The 19346-nt window shown below is 50.2% G+C and carries 20 protein-coding genes; 2 read left to right on the top strand and 18 right to left on the bottom strand.

The genetic code is table 11. The annotated features are described in order from the left end of the window. Positions 1 to 13: 13 nt before the first annotated feature. Positions 14 to 391: a hypothetical protein gene (locus tag AC5ELV_RS15010; RefSeq protein ID WP_307353335.1), complete on the top strand. Its 378-nt coding sequence runs from the start codon at positions 14 to 16 to the stop codon at positions 389 to 391. Here AC5ELV_RS15010 and AC5ELV_RS15005 read toward each other — a convergent pair. The 18 genes from AC5ELV_RS15005 to AC5ELV_RS14920 form a co-directional block, all read right to left on the bottom strand. Further along, complete coding sequence (locus AC5ELV_RS15005) at positions 388 to 1587, bottom strand: glycosyltransferase family 2 protein (protein WP_493430817.1); 1200 nt, start codon at positions 1585 to 1587, stop codon at positions 388 to 390. The genes AC5ELV_RS15010 and AC5ELV_RS15005 overlap by 4 nt on opposite strands. A gap of 28 nt (positions 1588 to 1615) precedes the next feature. Then, positions 1616 to 2332: a glycosyltransferase gene (locus AC5ELV_RS15000; RefSeq protein WP_025722605.1), complete on the bottom strand. Its 717-nt coding sequence runs from the start codon at positions 2330 to 2332 to the stop codon at positions 1616 to 1618. After that, the gene (locus tag AC5ELV_RS14995) at positions 2329 to 3327 is read right to left on the bottom strand and encodes an SDR family oxidoreductase (RefSeq protein ID WP_493430816.1); all 999 of its coding nucleotides are present in this window, start codon (positions 3325 to 3327) and stop codon (positions 2329 to 2331) included. Before AC5ELV_RS14995 ends, AC5ELV_RS15000 begins: the two co-directional genes overlap by 4 nt. Next, entirely contained in the window at positions 3288 to 4142 is an 855-nt protein-coding gene (locus AC5ELV_RS14990; RefSeq protein WP_493430815.1) for a dTDP-4-dehydrorhamnose reductase family protein, read from the bottom strand. The genes AC5ELV_RS14995 and AC5ELV_RS14990 overlap by 40 nt, the downstream gene beginning before the upstream one ends. Beyond that, positions 4139 to 5125 (bottom strand): polysaccharide biosynthesis protein, encoded by a 987-nt coding sequence (locus AC5ELV_RS14985; RefSeq protein ID WP_342427029.1) that lies wholly within the window; start codon positions 5123 to 5125, stop codon positions 4139 to 4141. The genes AC5ELV_RS14990 and AC5ELV_RS14985 overlap by 4 nt, the downstream gene beginning before the upstream one ends. Next, complete coding sequence (wecB, locus tag AC5ELV_RS14980; RefSeq protein WP_493430814.1) at positions 5118 to 6209, bottom strand: non-hydrolyzing UDP-N-acetylglucosamine 2-epimerase; 1092 nt, start codon at positions 6207 to 6209, stop codon at positions 5118 to 5120. The genes AC5ELV_RS14985 and wecB overlap by 8 nt, the downstream gene beginning before the upstream one ends. 121 nt (positions 6210 to 6330) lie before the next feature. Beyond that, positions 6331 to 7992, bottom strand: a complete 1662-nt coding sequence (locus tag AC5ELV_RS14975) for a glycosyltransferase (RefSeq protein ID WP_493430813.1) — start codon at positions 7990 to 7992, stop codon at positions 6331 to 6333. A 60-nt stretch (positions 7993 to 8052) separates the two neighbouring features. Next, complete coding sequence (locus AC5ELV_RS14970; protein ID WP_307353329.1) at positions 8053 to 9186, bottom strand: CgeB family protein; 1134 nt, start codon at positions 9184 to 9186, stop codon at positions 8053 to 8055. A 33-nt stretch (positions 9187 to 9219) separates the two neighbouring features. Then, complete coding sequence (locus AC5ELV_RS14965) at positions 9220 to 10311, bottom strand: CgeB family protein (RefSeq protein WP_493430812.1); 1092 nt, start codon at positions 10309 to 10311, stop codon at positions 9220 to 9222. A gap of 180 nt (positions 10312 to 10491) precedes the next feature. After that, the gene (locus AC5ELV_RS14960; protein WP_493430811.1) at positions 10492 to 10851 is read right to left on the bottom strand and encodes a hypothetical protein; all 360 of its coding nucleotides are present in this window, start codon (positions 10849 to 10851) and stop codon (positions 10492 to 10494) included. After that, on the bottom strand, positions 10799 to 11149 hold the full coding sequence (locus tag AC5ELV_RS14955; RefSeq protein WP_493430810.1) for a hypothetical protein: 351 nt from the start codon (positions 11147 to 11149) through the stop codon (positions 10799 to 10801). Before AC5ELV_RS14955 ends, AC5ELV_RS14960 begins: the two co-directional genes overlap by 53 nt. Next, a complete protein-coding gene (locus AC5ELV_RS14950) occupies positions 11149 to 11481 on the bottom strand; it encodes an alpha-helical endospore appendage domain-containing protein (RefSeq protein ID WP_029518277.1) in 333 nt (110 codons plus the stop codon). The genes AC5ELV_RS14955 and AC5ELV_RS14950 overlap by 1 nt, the downstream gene beginning before the upstream one ends. A gap of 29 nt (positions 11482 to 11510) precedes the next feature. Beyond that, positions 11511 to 11798, bottom strand: a complete 288-nt coding sequence (locus tag AC5ELV_RS14945) for a hypothetical protein (RefSeq protein ID WP_013311765.1) — start codon at positions 11796 to 11798, stop codon at positions 11511 to 11513. A gap of 119 nt (positions 11799 to 11917) precedes the next feature. Then, entirely contained in the window at positions 11918 to 13378 is a 1461-nt protein-coding gene (locus tag AC5ELV_RS14940) for a glycosyltransferase family 2 protein (protein WP_493430809.1), read from the bottom strand. A 72-nt stretch (positions 13379 to 13450) separates the two neighbouring features. Then, positions 13451 to 14182: a sugar phosphate nucleotidyltransferase gene (locus tag AC5ELV_RS14935; protein WP_028541469.1), complete on the bottom strand. Its 732-nt coding sequence runs from the start codon at positions 14180 to 14182 to the stop codon at positions 13451 to 13453. Continuing rightward, positions 14179 to 14979: a glycosyltransferase family 2 protein gene (locus tag AC5ELV_RS14930; RefSeq protein ID WP_493430808.1), complete on the bottom strand. Its 801-nt coding sequence runs from the start codon at positions 14977 to 14979 to the stop codon at positions 14179 to 14181. The genes AC5ELV_RS14935 and AC5ELV_RS14930 overlap by 4 nt, the downstream gene beginning before the upstream one ends. Further along, positions 14976 to 15911, bottom strand: coding sequence for a glycosyltransferase family 2 protein (locus tag AC5ELV_RS14925; protein ID WP_493430807.1), 936 nt, complete (start codon positions 15909 to 15911; stop codon positions 14976 to 14978). Before AC5ELV_RS14925 ends, AC5ELV_RS14930 begins: the two co-directional genes overlap by 4 nt. Then, positions 15908 to 16846: a glycosyltransferase family 2 protein gene (locus AC5ELV_RS14920; RefSeq protein WP_493430806.1), complete on the bottom strand. Its 939-nt coding sequence runs from the start codon at positions 16844 to 16846 to the stop codon at positions 15908 to 15910. Before AC5ELV_RS14920 ends, AC5ELV_RS14925 begins: the two co-directional genes overlap by 4 nt. 558 nt (positions 16847 to 17404) lie before the next feature. Here AC5ELV_RS14920 and AC5ELV_RS14915 point away from each other — a divergent pair. Beyond that, positions 17405 to 19183 carry a M4 family metallopeptidase gene (locus AC5ELV_RS14915; protein ID WP_493430805.1) on the top strand — a complete coding sequence of 593 codons (1779 nt, stop codon included), beginning with the start codon at positions 17405 to 17407 and terminating at the stop codon, positions 19181 to 19183. The last annotated feature ends 163 nt before the right edge of the window (positions 19184 to 19346 follow it).

Raw genomic sequence — 19346 nt, 5'->3', positions numbered from 1 at the left:
GAGGATGATTCGATTGGCTTTTACAACCGGATATATGACCAACACTAGAGATTTTGGTACTGCCTGCTCCAATGTCGTTGTAAATTTGGTCAACGAGGATACCGTGAACGCGGCAACCGTGACCATCCAAATTTTTTTCTCGCTTGTACCGGATACTAAGATCCCCTTATACGTGACATCAGTTAACTTACCTGCAAACTCCATTGCCCGACGTACCTTCTTTATACAAGGGGTACTTGCCTACGAGGTGCAATACAACGTAGTCTCCGCTGCACCTACCAGTGTTGTGCTTTCCAACTTCGGACTGGATCAGTTCGGTAATGTTGTACAGGAGCATCGTGTCCTTCAGTCCGAGCTGACCACAATCCCGGCACTGTCTCCTGTTGTTTAAAAGCCGCCCTGTTCCAGTGCCTGATGTAATCTGTAGGTGTAATGCACGTAATTCCATTCCGGTGGTATGGACTGAACCCCTCGGCCGCTACCGATGGTTGAATGGTCATCTGTATAGTAGGAAAAGGCATGTGTATCCTGTAATGGGCGCAACAAATCCGTCAGATATAGCAGATCCGTCACGGCAATATAAGGTTTGACACCGAAGCATACAACAAAGCGGGTCGTTGTTTCACCAATCGCCTGAACCAGTGCTTCCTGGACCGAATAATGCTGACGTGGCGTTACGATTAACCGAGGATCGGGCATCATCGACAGGAAAGCGGCGGCTCCCTGTTCTGGCGTTAAATCCAGCAAACGTACCACAGAGTTACTGTAGTGCTGCTCCAGTAAGTTATCTAGCAATGGCTCAGCTTGAGCCATATCCGTGACAGGCATTAAAATCGTCATCTCAAGTGGGATACCTCGGCGGGCTCTCGCCTCATGCTTGGCGATTTGGAATGCGTGCCGCCAGCGTCGGTGCTCCTTCTGGCTGTGCAGGCCGGCCGATACACTAAATGTGGAATTCACCCGGTAATCCATCAGGATCTCCGGGATGAATTTCATGCTGCATGTCTCGGTCAGCCGCAGCCAGTAATCATAATCCTCAACTGGTTGCAGCCGATAACTCCCAATTTGACGGGCATATTTGCTTTTGTACATAAATGAAACCCCGACAATGCTGGCGTTCAATAATTCGTGATGTGGCTGACTTTGGTACCGGATCAATGCCTGTTGATGCTGCTCGTCGTACAACGGGTTCCCATATGCGTCAACCTGGCGGAAGGTAGAGTACACAAGACCGAGTGAGTCCGGCCCCTGCTCGAGCTCCTGCCGCAATCGTTCAATAAAGGAAGCATTATAAACATTGTCGCTGGATACCCAGGTCACATACTTGATCGCAGGATCTTTAAACAACTCATCGAACCCTCGGTTAAGAGCGTGGGATACTCCTTTGTTCTGAGGGAGTGTAACCAACTGAACGCGCGGGTCTCCCATTGCTGCGTGGAGCGCTGGCCCCACCATTTCCGGCGCTCCGTCAATAACAATGATGAAGCGAAATGCCCTGTAGCTCTGGGCTAGTACGGATGAGATCGCAGCTTGCAGATAGCCGATATCCTGTTTGTACAGTGGCATAACAATCCCCGTATCTACCATATCAATCCCCCCTGACAGACTTTCGGCTTCATGAGGATAAACCGCTCAATACCTGACTAAAGCGATCTCGATAACGTGCTTGGGTGATGTTGTACTCCCGCTCCACAGCGGGCCAATGTTTTTTGGTTCCCATTTCATCATGCCAGCGGTAGTTAACCAGGGACTCGTTCAGAAAAGGAAATGGATATCCCGCCAGCATTACTCGGTACCACATATCCAGATCATGTGTGTACGGCAGCAATTCATCAAACAAACCGATATGTGCAAACAGCTCCTTTTTAAACATAACCGTGCATCCATTGACCGGATTTCCTTGCTGAAAAAAACGGTAAAACTCCGTCATAGACGGAAACACGGCGGCTGCCTGGTAACTTGTGACTTGGCTGTATTGATTGATGAAATTGAAATTGGTATGGGAGATGTACGCACCGTTTTCCACCATAAAAGAAACCTGATTATTAATTTTGTCCCTATGATAGGTATCGTCGGAGCTGAGCCATGCAATATATTCCCCGCTGGCATGTCGGATACCATGATTCAGAGCGCTGGCTGTTCCACCGTTGGATTTGCCCAAATAATGTATATACGGAAGATAGGCCTGAAGCATATCAACATGTTCCGTGGACCCGTCATCGACGACAATAATCTCGAGGGGCCCATAAGTTTGCTCTAGTGCACTTTGCAAAGCCTGATCCACATATGCACAGTTATAAAAGGGAATGACAATCGTTACTTTCGGTCTCATATCGTTCCTTCCTTTCCAGCTCGGCGGTATTGAATCATATCCTCCAGAGATTGCCCCAGCTGTATGGTCGGCTTCCAGCCCATGTCCTCCAGCTCTTTCGCACGGTATGCCTCGGTGGATGCTGACTCTGCCACATCTCCCCATTGTATAGGAATAGATGTTTTGGCCAGAGCAACCATACGTTCTACGATATTGCCCAGTTCCACAATGCGGCCTGTGCAGACCGAGTAAACTTGGCCTGATACACCCTGCTCCAATAGCACACCGTATGCGCGAACGGCATCACGAACGTCGAGAAAATCACGTTTCGCATGTCGGGAAGATACTTGGAACGGGGCAGTTTCAGTTACGGACTGCCCCTCCATACGTTCCGTCTGAACGATATACCCCGCGAGTAATGCACAAAATCCGGTAGATGGGCCCGGGCCGATCAAGTTGCAAGGCTCTGCTAGCATGACGGATTGTTCGAACAGCGCGCCCCACGAGAGCGCGACTGCCTCTTGAAGGCTTTTGCTAAGGCTGTATGGATGCGTTGGATGATACGGAGCCTGCAAAGCCGTCTTTAGCCGAGAACCCGCCACGACAATTCTGACTTTTGGGAAAGGTCGCAGTACATCGAGCAGATACAGGGTGGACAGTACATTAGATTCCATGTATAGCAGTGGACTCTGCCAAGATTCAGGTACGGAATTTTTGCCACCCAGATGAAGCACATAATCCGGAGCAATCTGTCTAATTACTTCGCCCAGACGTTTCTTGTCGAGCAAGTCACACACATAAGGCGTAATATAGCTATGGGTCACCGCTTCTGAGCTGTTATTTTCATCATCGCAAGCCAGTAAGATCAGTTCTGGGACGGAAGCGGCAGTGCGAGTCAGCGCCGCTACCTCCCAGCCGAGCTTTGCAAAATGGCGGCAGGCATGCATCCCGGTATAGCCCGCCGCTCCGGTAATGACTATGACAGGCCGACGTTGTTCCGCTGTGCTTCCGTCCATTCCAGCAGCTCCTTCAGCATGATGCTGTAGTGAGGAACATCGTAGAGCAGATCGGCCCGGGTAGAACGAAGCGTCCGGTCCTGCACCGGCGCATCTTTCGGCACGATCCGAATATCCTCCCTATTCCAAGTGTCTTTGAACAGCAGCAGCAAATCATGCTTGCTGATCGGTTCAGGGTGAACCAGATGAATGAGTCCGTCCAGCGGCTCATTCATCTGCACCTGTATCGCCTTTGCTAATTCCAGCGTCGTAACCCCGTTCCAAAAGACCCGGCGATACCCGTTAACGTCCCCGCTCTGCTGCAAGAACCAGTGCAGCAGACCAATGCCACCGGGCCGAATTTCCGGCCCGATAATGGAGGTACGGATAGTCAGATGCCCTGCGGCCTTTACTTCTCCGAGTATTTTGGTCAAAGCATAGGCACTTGTCCCATCGGGTTGATCCGTCTCCTTATATAAACCAGGTACCCGATTTCCTTCGAATACGCAATCCGTGCTGATATGAACCAATCGGGCACCGATTTTGTCCGCTGTCCGCCGGAGAAGATGTGGCAGCAATCCATTGATTTGGTATGCTGCAATCTGATCCTCCCCGGCATGCTGATTCAGTACGCCTACCGCGTTAATAATAACGTCTGGCCGTACACTCCGTACCAGCTGCTCCACCATAAAACTGTCCTTTACATCCAGCAGCAGACCGCCTTTATTTTCAGGATCACGGGTGGTGTAGAACACGTTATACCCGCTCTGATTTTGGAAATACTTAACCAGAACATGGCCCGCCATGCCGTTACCACCCAAAATAAGCAGCTTCATTTGATGAACCCCCCGCTTTGGAGAATGCTGCGAATCTCCTCTTTCGACATCAAATTAAACTCCGAACTAAAGCTGCTGAATGACACGGGAGGGCACTGATTATAGCGGTCCTTTAATTGAGGAATATTTAGCGTTGGGAGAATGACCAAATATTGCTCGTCATAGACTACCGTCGTCAGGCTTTCAAAGTCGCTCATCAAAATCTCATGAATTTTCTCGCCGGGACGCACACCTTTTTCTACAATTTCTACGTTTTCCACACCTGAATCCTCAATGAGCACCTCAGCCAAGTCCAAAATACGGCAGGTTGGCATGGTCATGATAAAAATTTCCCCGCCGACACTTTCCACCGAGGCTTTGAACAGGAGACTGATTGCATCACGCAAGGTCAGAAAGAAGCGGGTCATGTTCATATCTGTGATCGAAACCTTGCCCTTTTGGCGTATCTGGCTTTGGAACAGATGCACCACACTTCCGTTTGTGCCCAAAACATTACCGCCACGCACCGTCACGAAACGTGTATCGCTATTCAGCAGGTTGGCGTAAACAATCAGTTTTTCTCCTATTGCCTTCGTCATGCCGTAAAAATTGGACGGATTCGCGGCCTTGTCAGTCGATATATAAATGACTTTCTTGACCTGATTAACGACAGCGGCCTCGATTACGTTTTGGGTGCCTACGACATTGGTTTTGAGTGCCTCGTAGGGCTGATCCTCACAGACGGGCACGTGCTTGAGCGCTGCCAAATGAAATACATAGTCCACTCCTTGACAAGCGGTAGTCAGCGCATCCTTATCCCGAATATCTCCAATACAGAAGCTGAGCCGCTCATCCTCAAACTGCCTGTTCATGGCAACCTGACTGGATTCTCCGCGTGAAAAGATAATGACCTCTTTGGGGTTACGCGGCAGTAACTGGGTAACCAGCTCATGCCCCCAGGAGCCGGTACCGCCGGTAACCAAGATACGTTGGTTTTCAAACATGCCGTTTCCCTCCAAGCAGAAATTTAACTACCTTATCCGACACATCTTCTGCCAGATAGCCCGCGGGACATTGCCACTTATGGGTCATCCCGGTCATTATGGCTACTGCGTTTGCTATAACCTCGCCATCAAGGCCGGACACGATATTGCTGCCGCAATCTACCGTTTCCGGCCGTTCAGTCGTCCGGCGCATCGTAACCGTCGGCACCCCCATGACACAGCACTCTTCCTGTACGGTACCACTGTCCGTCAAAGCGCAGCGGGCATGCCGCTCCAGCAGAACGAAGTCAAAAAAACCGAACGGTTCGTGAAATTCCACTAGCGGATCAAGCTGGATCGGCGGATGGCTTGCGATCCGGGCGGCGGTGCGGGGATGAATACTGCAAATGACCCGCTGCCCGAACTGCCGGGCTACCCGGTTGAGACCATCTAAAATAGCCAGCAAATGCGGTGGATGGTCGACATTTTCAGCTCTGTGGGCAGTGACCAGGAAATATTCTCCAGGCGACAATCCCAACTTTTTCAAAATTCCACTGCCGGATACCTCTTTCTCATAGTGCTGCATCACTTCGTAGATCGGATTTCCAGTCAGTATAATTCGTTGGCTTGGAAAGCCTTCCCGTAGTAGGTGCTGCTTGCTTTGCTCCGTATAAGGCATATTAATGGTAGATATCGCATCAATGACACGCCGGTTCTTCTCCTCCGGCACATCTAGATCATAACAACGGTTCCCCGCCTCCATATGCACGACCGGGTAACCCATACGTTCCGCAAGCAAGGCACATAAGGCGCTGTTCGTATCACCGAGCAATAACACATGATCGGGGCGTTCCTTGTTTAAAATATCCTCCATCTGCGAATACATGACGGACAACTGTTTGCCCAGTGTCCCCGCTTTCTCCTGAAGTACATAATCCGGGGCACGCAGTCCCAGCTCGCGAAAGAACTGCCCGCTAAGGCTTTCGGTATAATTTTGGCCCGTATGCACAAGCACATGTTCATCTGCATGGCGGTCCAGCTTCGGAATGATCAGGCTGAGCCGTATAATCTCCGGTCTTGTGCCGAGCACGGTCAATATTTTCATGGTTTTGGAACCCACCTTTGCTGTCGTTGTTTCATTGAATTATGTCGTTCAATGAATAATAGCCATCCAGCAGACTGGCTGTGCTCCAGCTTAACGTTCATCTCAAAGGTCCGGCGTAGGTTCACCCGGACCGTTGTTTGGTATGCTGTCCAGCCTTGAGTGTGACTCGCTTCTGCTTGTGCGCGTTATGTCGCCGTGACCGGTGCTTGAATTTCCGCTTGAGCTTCTGTCTGGACTTGCTTTTCGGATAAAGTCCCTTCGACAACGGGGACCCGTGAATTTTCTTGAGGCGACTCTTGCCGCCGCTTCTCTTATACCTGCGATTCCGCAGTCGGGTACGTTTGCGCCCCTTTGACCATCTTGCCCGAATACTACGCTTGCCGCGGGGCAATTCGGGCGGTGGCTCAGGTAAAGGGGATGCTGGTTGTGGCAAGCCTTGAATGGCTGCATATTCAATTGGCGGCAGACCCAGCACAGGCAGTTGACACACTACCGATTCGGGAAATTCTCGAATCGTGCTGGTATAACCATCCGGTATAGCGGTGACCTGACGCAACCCTTCGCCTTCCCTCGTCCATACAGGTCCACCCGGCTGCTGAATCAACGGGAACCAATGCGGTTGATGACATACCCATTGACTGACCATGAGGTGTAAACTACCTCGGTAGGAATCAGGTCCGTATACACGTGTAGCCGCACTGTTGTTACGCACACCAATCCGTTCCACTTCTTCGGGATGATCGAGCAGATAGCCCACTTTTTGCGCCAACATGTCGCTGTTGCCCGGCTCTACCAAAAAATCTGTATTTCCGGTCGCCTCCATTAATTCCACAAGTCCACCCTGCGCAAAGGCCACCACGGGCTTACCGTAAACTAGCCCTTCCAGGGCGGTCAGGCCAAAGCCTTCCTCCACCATACTTGGGATCACAACAATATCCATTGCGCTATAGGCCGTTGACACGGATTCCTCGAATGAATTGAACTGGAAGCGGCGGCTATAACGAGATTGGCGGATTAAAGAGACACATTTTACATAATATTCCGAGTCCACCGAGCTGCCGATGATCCAGAAACGACATCGCGAATTGGTTTCGCACAGCTTTAGAGCCATTTGGACAAAAGGTAACAGCCCTTTGGCTTCGTAGATAAAGGAAGAAATATAACCAATGCAAATATGGAAATCCCGCAGCCCCAGTTTTTCACGTTTCCTTTTCCGTTCCAGCACATGCTCTTTGGGAGACGGCATATCCATATCCCGGCAGGGAGACAACACCGTATGCGGACGTGTCAGTCCCCCACCATGCAAAGGACGCATTACAGCTTGCGAAATGCCGATGACCCATTGGCTATAGCGCTCAATAATAGAGACAGAAATTGGCGTATGCGCATTCTGGTTGATGACCTCAGTTATTTTCCAGATCACCGGAATATTAAGCTCTTGGGCAGCCATTGCAGGCATGACGTTCACGCAGGTATTGACCATCACCACATCGGGTCTAGCATGCCGAAGCATCTGGAACAACGGTGCATACGCCACATGGGTCCGCAAATTCTCTGCATCCTGCGCCAATCCCTCATATGGGGTATACATGCCATGCAGCATGAACAGGTTCTGTGTCAGAACGGTGATTCCGCGCTTGCGGGCCATTGAGGTCAGCCGCCCTTCACCAGGCGTTACGAGAATACAATCGAAGTACGTACGCATGTCTATACAAAATTGCAATAGCAGCTTCTCTGCCCCCGTAATACTGCGGACATTGCTAACATGGCTGAATAGCATCATTTTCGGCTTGATCGGAGTTCACCTCCTTTAAAATAGCAACCATCGGACGTGTGAATCACCTTATGGAAATATGACCGACAACAGTTGGTCAATCCGGTGACCATACGTGTGCTCTCGCAGGGTTCGTTCCAGAGCACGCAGGGCAATCTCATGGCGCTCTTTTTCATGCGTCAAATAAAACTCAACCTTCTCGAGTAGTTCCTGCTGAGAGCTGTAGGTCTCAATCTCTTCCCCTGGCTTGTAAAAACGAGCCAGATCATCTCTTGTATCTGTCAGTTGCAACGTGCCACTGGCAGAAATTTCAAACGTACGCGGATTGGGCGAAGCTCCCGGAATTTTCAGTGAGTTGTTGTTCACCGAATCATCCTGATGGGAACGATGAAGGTTAATTACGATTTTGCTGCCGTTATACGAATCATTGGTCTCGACCGGAGACATCCAGCGGCCCAGCTCAATTTTGTCACCATACGACTGATAATCCGGGAGACGATCCCACCAGATTCCGTTGATTTTAATGTTACGGGCCATGAGCTGAGGCATAATCGGATTGAAGAAATAGATACGGTTCCAGTAGGCTGAGCCTGTAAACCCAATCTCACGTCGTACCGAAGCGGGCGAGCTGAGTGGGAAATAGTGAGTCAGAAATGCCCCAAAGGGCAAATAGTGCACAGACGTGCAACCCAACTGACGGTACAGCTCCATGCAGTTCATTTCTAACGTGAACACATAATCATAATTCGTGACGATTTTGGTCGTCGTGTCGGTGTAATATGGATCGTCCGTTAGCCAGATGGCGGTGGGGATGCCCAACTGGCGTACCGCAGTAACCTGCTCCAACGGAAGATCCATTCCATCCAGTGCCAGCATCAGATTCGGACGGAGCTGAGCGGCAATATCTCCTACCGGCTGACGTGGGTCTGTTACGGTAACCTGAGCCGTCATGCTTTGCAACGTGGTAATGACCGCCTCATCCAGCGGAGAATACGGAAGGCCTTTGCCTGAGACGACATACAGTACATGGATTTGTCGAAAAGGGAAAACTGCTTTCATCCGCGCAACAATTGCGTTAGCACGGCCGCGCAGGTATCCTTCGTCGTATCCGTCATGCAATCCCGCAGTTCTCCCCTTTTCCCAGGAGGCTGCCGCCGTCTGGTGAACAGCCGGGTCATACGGTCCTGTCGTAGATATCGTCATCACTTTCACTCCTCACTGTTTATGGTGTTTACTTTAGGCCATCGCCTTGTCCAGCAGTTCTTCCATGCGATTGGAGTACATATGCTTTTGCATAGTCGTGTACAATGCGCGCCAGGCCATGCGTTCGCGTTCCCATTCATGCTTGAGATAATAGTCCAGCTTCACTTTCAGTTCCTCTGCTCCAGAGAAGGTTTCAATGTCATAGCCTGGTCGGTAATAACGGCTCAAATCCTTCCGAATATCCGTCATTTGAAGCGTGCCGCAAGCAGAAATTTCATATGTCCGAGGATTGATGGACTCCGCTGAAAGCTGGTGTGTATTCCGATTATCCAGTCCGGGGTCTGTCGGGCGGTGCATATTGATGACAATTTTGGAGCCGTTATAGTATTGAGCGGTCTCTTCTGGCTCCATAAAACCCGGACGGATAAAGCGTTCCAGCACATCCCGCCGGGTCAGCCGATCCCAGTGCCCACCTACGATCAGCACTCTTTTGTCCGCCAAGAAGGGAGCAAGGTAGTCGAACAACTTCACACGGTTCCAGAAGGCATTTCCAATGAAGCAAATATCATGCTGATGCTCCCGCTCTACCCGCCGGGGATAAAAGATACGAGCTGACGCAGCCAGCGGCAAATAGTGAACCCTCGTTACTCCCTGATCGCGATAAAACGGCAGGCAAGAAATTTCGTGCGTAAATACGACATCGTAGGATTGGCAGATCAACGCCGTATCCTCCGTAAAGTAAGGATCATCTACAAACCATATGGCCGTCCGAATGCCCAGGGCTCGTATTTGCTGTACCTGCTCCAGATGATCCGCCGGAAAAACATGCAGCCCGTTCATGACCAGCACGAGGTCTGGACGTTGAGCCTCGGCGTCAGCTAGCATGGTAGCAGGCGTACCGATGGCGCATGAGCTGCATATTTGGCCTAATGCCTCTTGCACACCTGTGTCTATAGCTGCGAAACCTTGCGGAATATACAACACTTTCAAATGACGAACAGCAGGCTGTATGGCCACGACCTGTGACAGAGCAGCCGTGCAACCGCCCATTCTGCGTCCTTCCCGATAGCCGCATCGGTACGCTTCGCGTTCATTTCCGCTTTGTTGATCGTTCACATCCTTCACCCTGTCCTGTTGTAGGATAAACTTCTGTCACTCCTAAACTATATGCGGAGGGGTCAAACGCATCATGGACGACTGCCACTGCCCGGACAAAATTGGCGTTTGCCCGTCCAACTGCCGAACCGCAAATAACCCCAAAGCTGTTAGCTTCGGGGGTGAACAGTAATAGATGATTTGCACAGTTTACTGAGCTTTGTAAGCGACCTGGTGTCCATCTTCATAACCTTTGGCAAAGCCTGAATTGAAACCCTCGTTGTAAGCTGCATCATATCCCTGCTGAAATGCCTGCGGATCATGCTCCAATGCAACAGTCCCGGGCTGTGGATTCTCCGCAGAAGGGGCTGCCGCCGGGTTAGCTTGAGGTTTTTTCCGCCGCCGCAAAAGAGGATGCCTTCTACGTGCAGAATGATGTCCTCTTTTACGGCGTCTTAGAGCAAGCAGACGTCTTCTTCTCCGTTTTAATCTGCGCATACTGGAACGCCGGGCATCTTTACGTCTTTTGCGGGCTTTTTCCCGAGTGGCGCGTTCCCACCTTGTGCTCATTTTCATTCCTCCTTTGCTTTCTCGTCGTGGTTTCATTTTTCTGAACAGGCACATGGAGCCACGGCTTCGTCGGTTTTCCATATACCTGTCGTCTTAATGGAATACCCGCCAACATTTGCGTGATTTCTCCCTGATAGTTGCTGAGTATACGAATGGATTCTTCCAGACGGGTAGCCGACATATCCGCATGGGGCGTCAAGTCCGCAAGACTGGTCAGCATCCGAGCAACGGCGTGCTGGCTGGCAGCAATAGACTCCATCATATCCAGCTTGATCTCACGTTCACGCCTCATGCTCATTAGTTCATATCCCCCGAGCCCATTCCTCCCATCATCCCTTCCATGCCGCCACCCTGCTGCTCATCCTGATCCAGCAATGCTTTGAGATTGCTGCAAAGACCAGTCTGAAGCCGCGTTAATCCCTCCAGCATTTCCACCATTTGCTCGTGAATCTCCAAAGGTCGTCCCAGCTGTTCTTCATCGGTGTCAAAGGCGTGGGGCGCCAGATGGTTCAGCGCCCAATTGCGCACTTTTTCTGCTTCGACCGCCTTGGCCTCCAGGATCATAGACACATTCCGCTGCATCTTGGAGGCTGCGTCCAGCATGTGAATCATTGCTTGTTCCCTACTCATGTGTTCACTCCCTGCCCTCGGTTGTTACGCTACTCCTCTTCCGGGTATGCCGTTTCCTTCACGACACGAACGAGCATTTCAGCCATTGCTTCCTGAAGATCGGCAATACCGTTCAGATAGGCCACAATGCTTTTGTTTACTTGTCCCGAGCTGTCGAGAATGCCCGGAATTCCATCAAAACGCGGCTCCTCATCTGGCAGTTCATGTATGATCTGCGCCATGCGCACAACCACCTGCCGTTCCGCATCCAACAACCTTGACATCTGCTGCTGCGAGTGCGAAATGTGGATCAACAAATCATCTAACTCGTTATGCATAGGCCCCTCCTTTATGTGCTCCGCCGTGCGGAACGCACGAATTACCTACGGGCTTTCCGCTACTACAGCGTATGCCGCAGCGAGTAGTCGGTTCCGCCTAAAAGCGCCTATTCAGATCATTACAGATGCCCGTGCAGCACCGGTGGAGCAATAATAGGCTGCTTCTCCGTCAATGCCGACAATTCTTCGGAGGACAAAAATTGAATTGGATAGTCCTCAGCCCGCCAGCTCATCACAGCGTAGAGGGTAAGGAATGGTCTTTTCCAGCCGTTGCCGATTTGGTACAGTTGCCCACCTTCAGCATACAGTAACTCAATCCAGCGCTTACGTTGAGCGGGGATATGAAGTGTGGGCAACATGGACATGTTCCCCAGCTCAGGAGCCGCCAGCACAGGCAAGGGTTCCTCTGGCGACTCAGCTACAGGTGCATCAGTGCTGCCGGAAACTGTGACCTCCGGCTTCCCTACCAAGGGAAGTGCTAACAAATCCAGCTGAGACAATCTGACAGGGCGTACGTTTTCACCTCCCGCAGCACTGACTCCATGCAGATACCGCCTTCTTCCCGGCTCTAACCGAAATACTGCCCCGGACGGTCCCTGAACAACCGCTCCGACGGGATAAAAGCTTGCCGCTGATACGTGCGTTTCCTTACCTGTTGATATCTGGCCGTCCGTCTCCGCTGTACTGAATTTCAGGTTGTGGAACAGCTTATCCGCATCCCCCCACTTTTGTACAAAAAAGGATCGGTTCCGGCTGCTTTCCTCCATTGAACCGCTTTTTTCGGTCGTTAGAGGAAAACCATACACCGTATCCCGATCTCTTTCTTCATAATGGATAAAAGCATCTCCGGCAATTGCCATACGTATCCCCAACAAACGCACACGCAGTAGCCAATCTGCAAGGGCTTCCTCAGTACTGTGGCAGCCTTCGTCCCAGTAGCCTGTTTTTTCCAGTGTCTCTCTGCGCAGCAATAAACAAAATCCGGCCAAGCTTTCGGTCTCTCGCCATGCATCTGGTTTGGGGACATTAAAGGTCATGGCAAATTGACGTGCTCCATTTTCGTTCATATAAGGAACCTCAATCTGCTGTTCTTTGAATGGACCATTCGTTACAGGCCCGACAACACCCATACGCGGATCGCTGTATAAACATCCTAACAACCGATCCAACCAGCCGGGGGTCACCATGGAGTTTTGATCCAGTACCACAATAGTAGTGCCTTTTGCCATCATCAACCCCTGATTCAGGCTACCTATCAATTGCACATCCTTTTTTAACAGCGCATAACGCACAGCGATGCTTTTACGGAGCAAATAGGTGGATGTCCCGTCCGTCGAGCCGCAGTCCACCACAATAATTTCGTGAGGATGGCTCGTATTCTCCTCAATACGGTGAATGCATGCACGGAGCTGTTGAAGCTGATTGCAGGACGGAATGATAATACTGATGCCTTCAAAAACCTTGCCGAACGAAGCCTGACCCAACCTGTTGCCTTGCTCCTGGCCCCTTTTATATCCTGACCAATAGCCTTTCTTTCCGAGCCGCGTGCTGTGTTTCCTTTGCATATTCGGGCGTTTCATGCCGTTCACTCCTCCGGGTGGCATTATGCCTATACTATATGCCTGGCCCGGCAGGATGGTGTTTCATTGAGATCAGGGTAGAAGTCCTTTCATTTTCACTCCAGCTTCCTGAAGGGAATCGAAGGTTCCTGCGTCGCTCCAATAGCGCCGTAAAATATCATATTCCAGCTTGCCTTCAGCAGCATAACAGTTGTTAACATCCGTGATCTCAAGCTCACCGCGTGCCGAAGGTGTAATTTGCCGGATCTTATCGAACACGGCAGTATCGTACATATAGATGCCTGTAACGCAATATTTGGATTGGGGATGCTGCGGCTTTTCTTCAATCCGCATAATGCTCTCCGGGCGCTCAGGATCAAACACGGGTACCCCGTAACGACGAGCATCTGCCACCTTTTTCAACAACACTCTGGCGCTCCCCGGGGGCTGTTGCTTGAACCGTTCGATCACAGGTCCCAAGTCTTCCTTGAACAAATTATCACCTAACAAAACAGTGAATTTCTCTTCTGCCTGCATATAGCTTCTTGCCAGTTCGAGTGCTTCTGCAATGCCGCCCGCCTTTTCTTGAATCCGGTATGTCAGTTGGACACCATAGTCACTGCCACTACCCAAAAAATCGGTATACAGTCCGGCCGATTGTTTACCAATAATAATAAGCATATCGGTGATCCCTGCCTGTCGCAGCCTCTCGATACCATATACGATCATGGGATACTTGCCGACCGGAAGCAGATGCTTGTTGAGTAATGTAGTCAACGGATGAAGGCGCGATCCGGTTCCTCCTGCGAGAATAACCCCTTTCATATCTTCCTTCCTCCTTCGACAGCATGTTCAGTGCATACAACCCCAGCGTTTCCAATTTCGATGAACATTCTGGGATCTATACTCCATTTCTCTATAAACAAACGATAGTTCCGCTCGATCAGCTCTTCAATCCAGGAAGTTTCCGAGCGTGAGAAGCTCGCATTCCCCTCGTGATAGACGAAACAGTCGTTGCACATGAGCAGCTTGTAGCCATGCACGCGTGCGCGTAGACAATAATCGTCATCCTCATAATGTCCGGGGCTGAACCGTTCATCCAGCAATCCGATCCGTTCCATCAGATCGCGCCGGAACAACAAACAAAATCCGACCAACCGCTTGACCTCCTGCCATCTGGAGGGATTACTTGCATTATTCTGCTCCGCATATCTCAGACAACTGGCCAAATCTCCTTCTAATCCGTGTATCTGCTGAATACCGCTGACATAATTCGTCACCGGTCCCACCAATCCCACTATGCTTTCGCTCTGCAATGCGGCCAACATATTCGATAGCCATCCCCGCGTAACCGTCACATCATTGTTTAAAATAACGAACTGGTCACCTGAAGCCAGCCGGAGCCCCGTATTACATGCTGCTGGAAAGCCCCTGTTTTCAGGAAGACGTATGCTGATCAGCCGCTCGGATGCGCAAAAATCATCCGTTCCGTCATTCGAAGCGTTGTCCACAACAATGATTTCATACGGTACATCTATCGTATGTGTCCGAATCGCCTCAATGCACGGCTTTAACAGATGCAGGCCGTTATAAGTCGGAATAATGATGCTCGTCAGACTCATTGTGCATTCCTCCCTTTGGCAACGTCTACCCGTGTTGGAACAGGCCCGAGCGGAGAATACCCAGCTACCTGAAACACTGCCGTCAGTGCCTCTGCATGATCACCGACGATTAACTGTTCCATAGCGTTTCCTTTGCCAACATTGAAGGTCCGCTTACGGTTCGTTTTAATGACATCGACAGCATGTACTGCCGCCACGATCATGCCATGCAGAATTGCCATGGCGTGGGCTTTTGGCGGTACGGCTAGCACGGCTGAGCCAAGCTGATCCAGTAAACGCCGAGATAATGCATGCGGTACGGCGGTCAATGAGCTTGCTCCCAAATCCGGCCTGCGCAGTACGCGATTCAGGAATGCTTTGCACCGTGTCACGCTGTCCTGCTGGGCATAGGGCGGCAAATGTCTGCCCAGATCATTAAGCGCAACATCTGTTCCCTGATCCACCGCGTGGAGAAAAGGCAGCAAATCAGATGCTGGAATCGGCAAATCTCCGTCCACGAACAGCACAATATCAGCCTGTGTCATACGCGCGCCTACTGCACGGCCAACATCATGCCCCAGTCGATCGGGCACGTTGACCAGAGTCACGCTGGGGTGATGTTTGGCTACGGTGGAGCGCGTACCGTCCGTGCAGCCGTTCAATACGACAATGATATCCGTAAGCGGAAGTTTTTCCAGCTCGCTCAGTACCCGGTCAATCGTTGACTCTTCATTACAGGCGCTGACCACGGCCGCTGCAGTTCCCTGTAACACAATATCCCCCAGAACTTCGCGTTCCACAGGCGGAGTCACTTCGGTCATTCCTTTCGCCCGAGGTGTGGGCTTTCTCACTCTACGGCTATGCATTGAATTCGTCGTTCCTGATTTTCGCTGAACACGTCTGATCCCCCAGCTCGGTTCTTCACGCTTCCCTCTGCGATACGGTTTACTCACAGTTTCACCTCGTCTCTGATCCGTTTGCGCTCCAAATCCGTATATCCCGCACGCGTTCCCAGACGCGATGTAAGCCAGGCAATGGCATCCAGATGATCCTGAACAATTACACCTGCCAGCGGGTCCTTTCCGTTCTGTTTTTTACGTGTCGCATTTATTTTACCGACAGCTATTCCATATACAGTCACCACTCGTAACCCGGAGGCGATGGACATAGCTTGAAATAAAGGAGGTTTCTCCAAGGGCTTTAGACCTATTTCCTTTAGAGCCTTTTGACTTATGGCGTGTGGAATGCCAGTCATAGATGCTCCCCCTAAATCAGCACGATTCGACAAGATATTCAATACATGCTTTGCCTCCACTACAGGATGTACGGGCGTACGATTCACAGGTCCATGGTAATCATTCAGCACCACATCCGCACCTGCACAAATGGCGTGTATAAACGGCCGAAGTCTAACGCAGGGAATGACGATATCCCCGTCCAGGAAAAGCAGGATCTGTCCGGATGCCGCCTCCGCTCCAATACGACGGCCAACATCATGTCCGAGCGGTTCCGGGAAGGAAAGTACACGAGCTCCTGCCGCTGCTGCCACCTTCGCCGTTCTATCGTGTGATCCGTTCTCAACGACGATAACCTCTGTATGTGGATGGACACGGCGCGCTTCTCGAATCACAGCTCCGATTGTTTTTTGCTCATTCATGGCCGGAATAATGACAGATACGAAAAACTTTCCCACTGATGACGGTTCAGATGGTCGCTCTTCTCCGCTCTGTGCCCCTCTCTCCGTGTCCAGTACCTCCATCATGGCAGGGGTTACCGGATTCTTATGCATGTTCGGCATTCGTAACGGCAGCCACATCTTAGAATGATAGTAAGCGCCGGAATGCCGCCTCCGTTTGATCTTGTATCCAGTTCTTCCCTGTTTCTTCATGCTCCCGTCTCACCTCCCTTCCTGCTGTATAGATGGACAGCATGATTAGGACAGTTCAACATAACCTATGCGGTCCAAAAGCCGTGTGTAACGGCAATCGTGGAGTCTTTTCGACATAGCAATTTTCGACTTTATTTTACAAACTTATTAATCCTATTAAATAAATGAGTTATTAGGGTCTAAAGAATCATTTTGGATAAATTTGTGACATAGATCTTCTCGTCCGTCATTCTCTGTGCTAATATCAGAGCCAGATGATGGGAGTTCAAAAAATCAACATTCGTTTTTTTTGCATAAGGCAATATTTTTCCATTATCCACCATTATTCTATTTTTTTATATACGACAGGAAAGGAGGAGTTTGTCACCTTTTTAAGCTACATGCTTCATACTGCAGTACCCTCTTTTCACGTACGCTTCATGAAAAACACTTCGGTATTTCTCTTCATGTTCCATTTTCTTCTATTCCAGACGACAACACGACCTACATAAATGGCGCAATGCCTTATTCAAGACAGGATGATTCATCCTGACAATAATCGAGGAGAGTGAATTTTTAATGAAAAAAGTATGGGTTTCGCTTCTTGGAGGAGCTATGTTATTAGGGTCTGTCGCGTCTGGTGCATCAGCGGAGAGTTCCGTTTCGGGGCCAACTCAGCTTACACCGACCTTTCACGCCGAGCAATGGAAAGCCCCTTCCTCGGTATCCGGGGACGACATTGTATGGAGCTATTTGAATCGGCAAAAGAAATCGTTATTGGGTGCGGACAACTCTAGTGTACGTGAACAATTCCGAATCGTTGATCGCACAAGCGACAAGTCCGGTGTGAGCCATTATCGGCTGAAACAGTATGTAAATGGGATTCCCGTATATGGAGCTGAACAGACTATTCATGTGGGCAAATCTGGTGAGGTCACCTCTTACTTAGGAGCGGTGGTTACTGAGGATCAGCAAGCTGAAGCTACGCAAGGTACAACTCCAAAAATCAGCGCTTCTGAAGCGGTCTACACTGCATATAAAGAAGCAGCTGCACGGATTGAAGCCCTCCCTACCTCCGACGATACGATTTCTAAAGATGTTGAGGAACAAAGCAGTGTAAGCAAAGACACTTACGCTGAAGCAGATAACAACGGAAAAACGATATCTACTGATAAGGACGAGCTGAGTCTTGATAAAGCATCTGCCCTGAAAGATAGCAAAATTGAAGCAGTGGAGACAGAAAAAAGTTCCATCGCCAAAATCGCTAATCTGCAGCCAGAAGTAGATCCTAAAGCCGATCTGTACTTCTACCCTAAAGGGGATGACCTGCAGCTGGTTTATGTAACAGAAGTCAATGTTTTAGAACCTGCCCCACTACGTACTCGCTACATTATTGATGCCAATGATGGCAGCATCGTATTCCAGTATGACATCATTAATGAAGCGACAGGTACAGGTAAAGGTGTGCTTGGTGATACCAAATCATTCACCACGACGGCTTCCGGCAGTAGCTATCAGTTAAAAGATACAACGCGCGGTAACGGGGTTGTGACCTACACGGCCTCCAACCGTCAAAGCATCCCAGGTACCCTTCTGACCGATGCCGATAATGTATGGAATGATCCAGCCGGCGTGGACGCCCATGCGTATGCTGCCAAAACATATGATTACTATAAGTCCAAATTCGGACGCAACAGCATTGACGGACGCGGGCTGCAACTCCGTTCGACAGTCCATTACGGTAGCCGCTACAACAACGCCTTCTGGAATGGCTCCCAAATGACTTATGGAGATGGGGACGGTAGCACATTTATCGCATTCAGTGGGGACCCCGATGTGGTAGGTCATGAACTTACTCACGGTGTCACAGAGTATACTTCGAATTTGGAATATTATGGGGAGTCCGGTGCATTGAATGAAGCTTTCTCGGACGTCATCGGCAATGACATTCAGCGTAAAAACTGGCTTGTAGGCGATGATATTTATACGCCAAACATTGCAGGAGATGCCCTGCGCTCTATGTCCAATCCTACGCTGTATGATCAACCAGATCACTATTCCGACTTGTATACAGGCAGCTCCGATAACGGTGGCGTTCATACGAACAGCGGCATTATCAATAAAGCCTACTATCTGTTGGCACAAGGTGGTACTTTCCATGGTGTAACTATAAATGGAATTGGCCGCGATGCAGCGGTCCAAATTTACTATAGTGCCTTTACGAACTACCTGACTTCTTCTTCCGACTTCTCCAACGCACGCGCTGCTGTGATCCAAGCGGCAAAAGATTTGTACGGTGCGAACTCAGCACAAGCAACTGCAGCTGCCAAATCTTTTGACGCTGTAGGCGTAAACTAAATCATACGCTATCTTCCTCAAAATTTTCGTCCATAGACCATTGCCGTTGTGCAACAGTCATGTGACCCTACTCATACAATGGACGAAAAAATAGGGGTGCAGTGTACAAGTCTGCGCCCCTTCCCCCCTTATTTATGGCGTCCCCTCAAAGGGGCGCCCTTTT

The sequence above is a fragment of the Paenibacillus sp. NMA1017 genome, assembly GCF_058895805.1.
The sequence above is the reverse complement of the archived record's forward strand: the minus strand, read 5'-3'. Positions and strand labels throughout refer to the sequence as shown.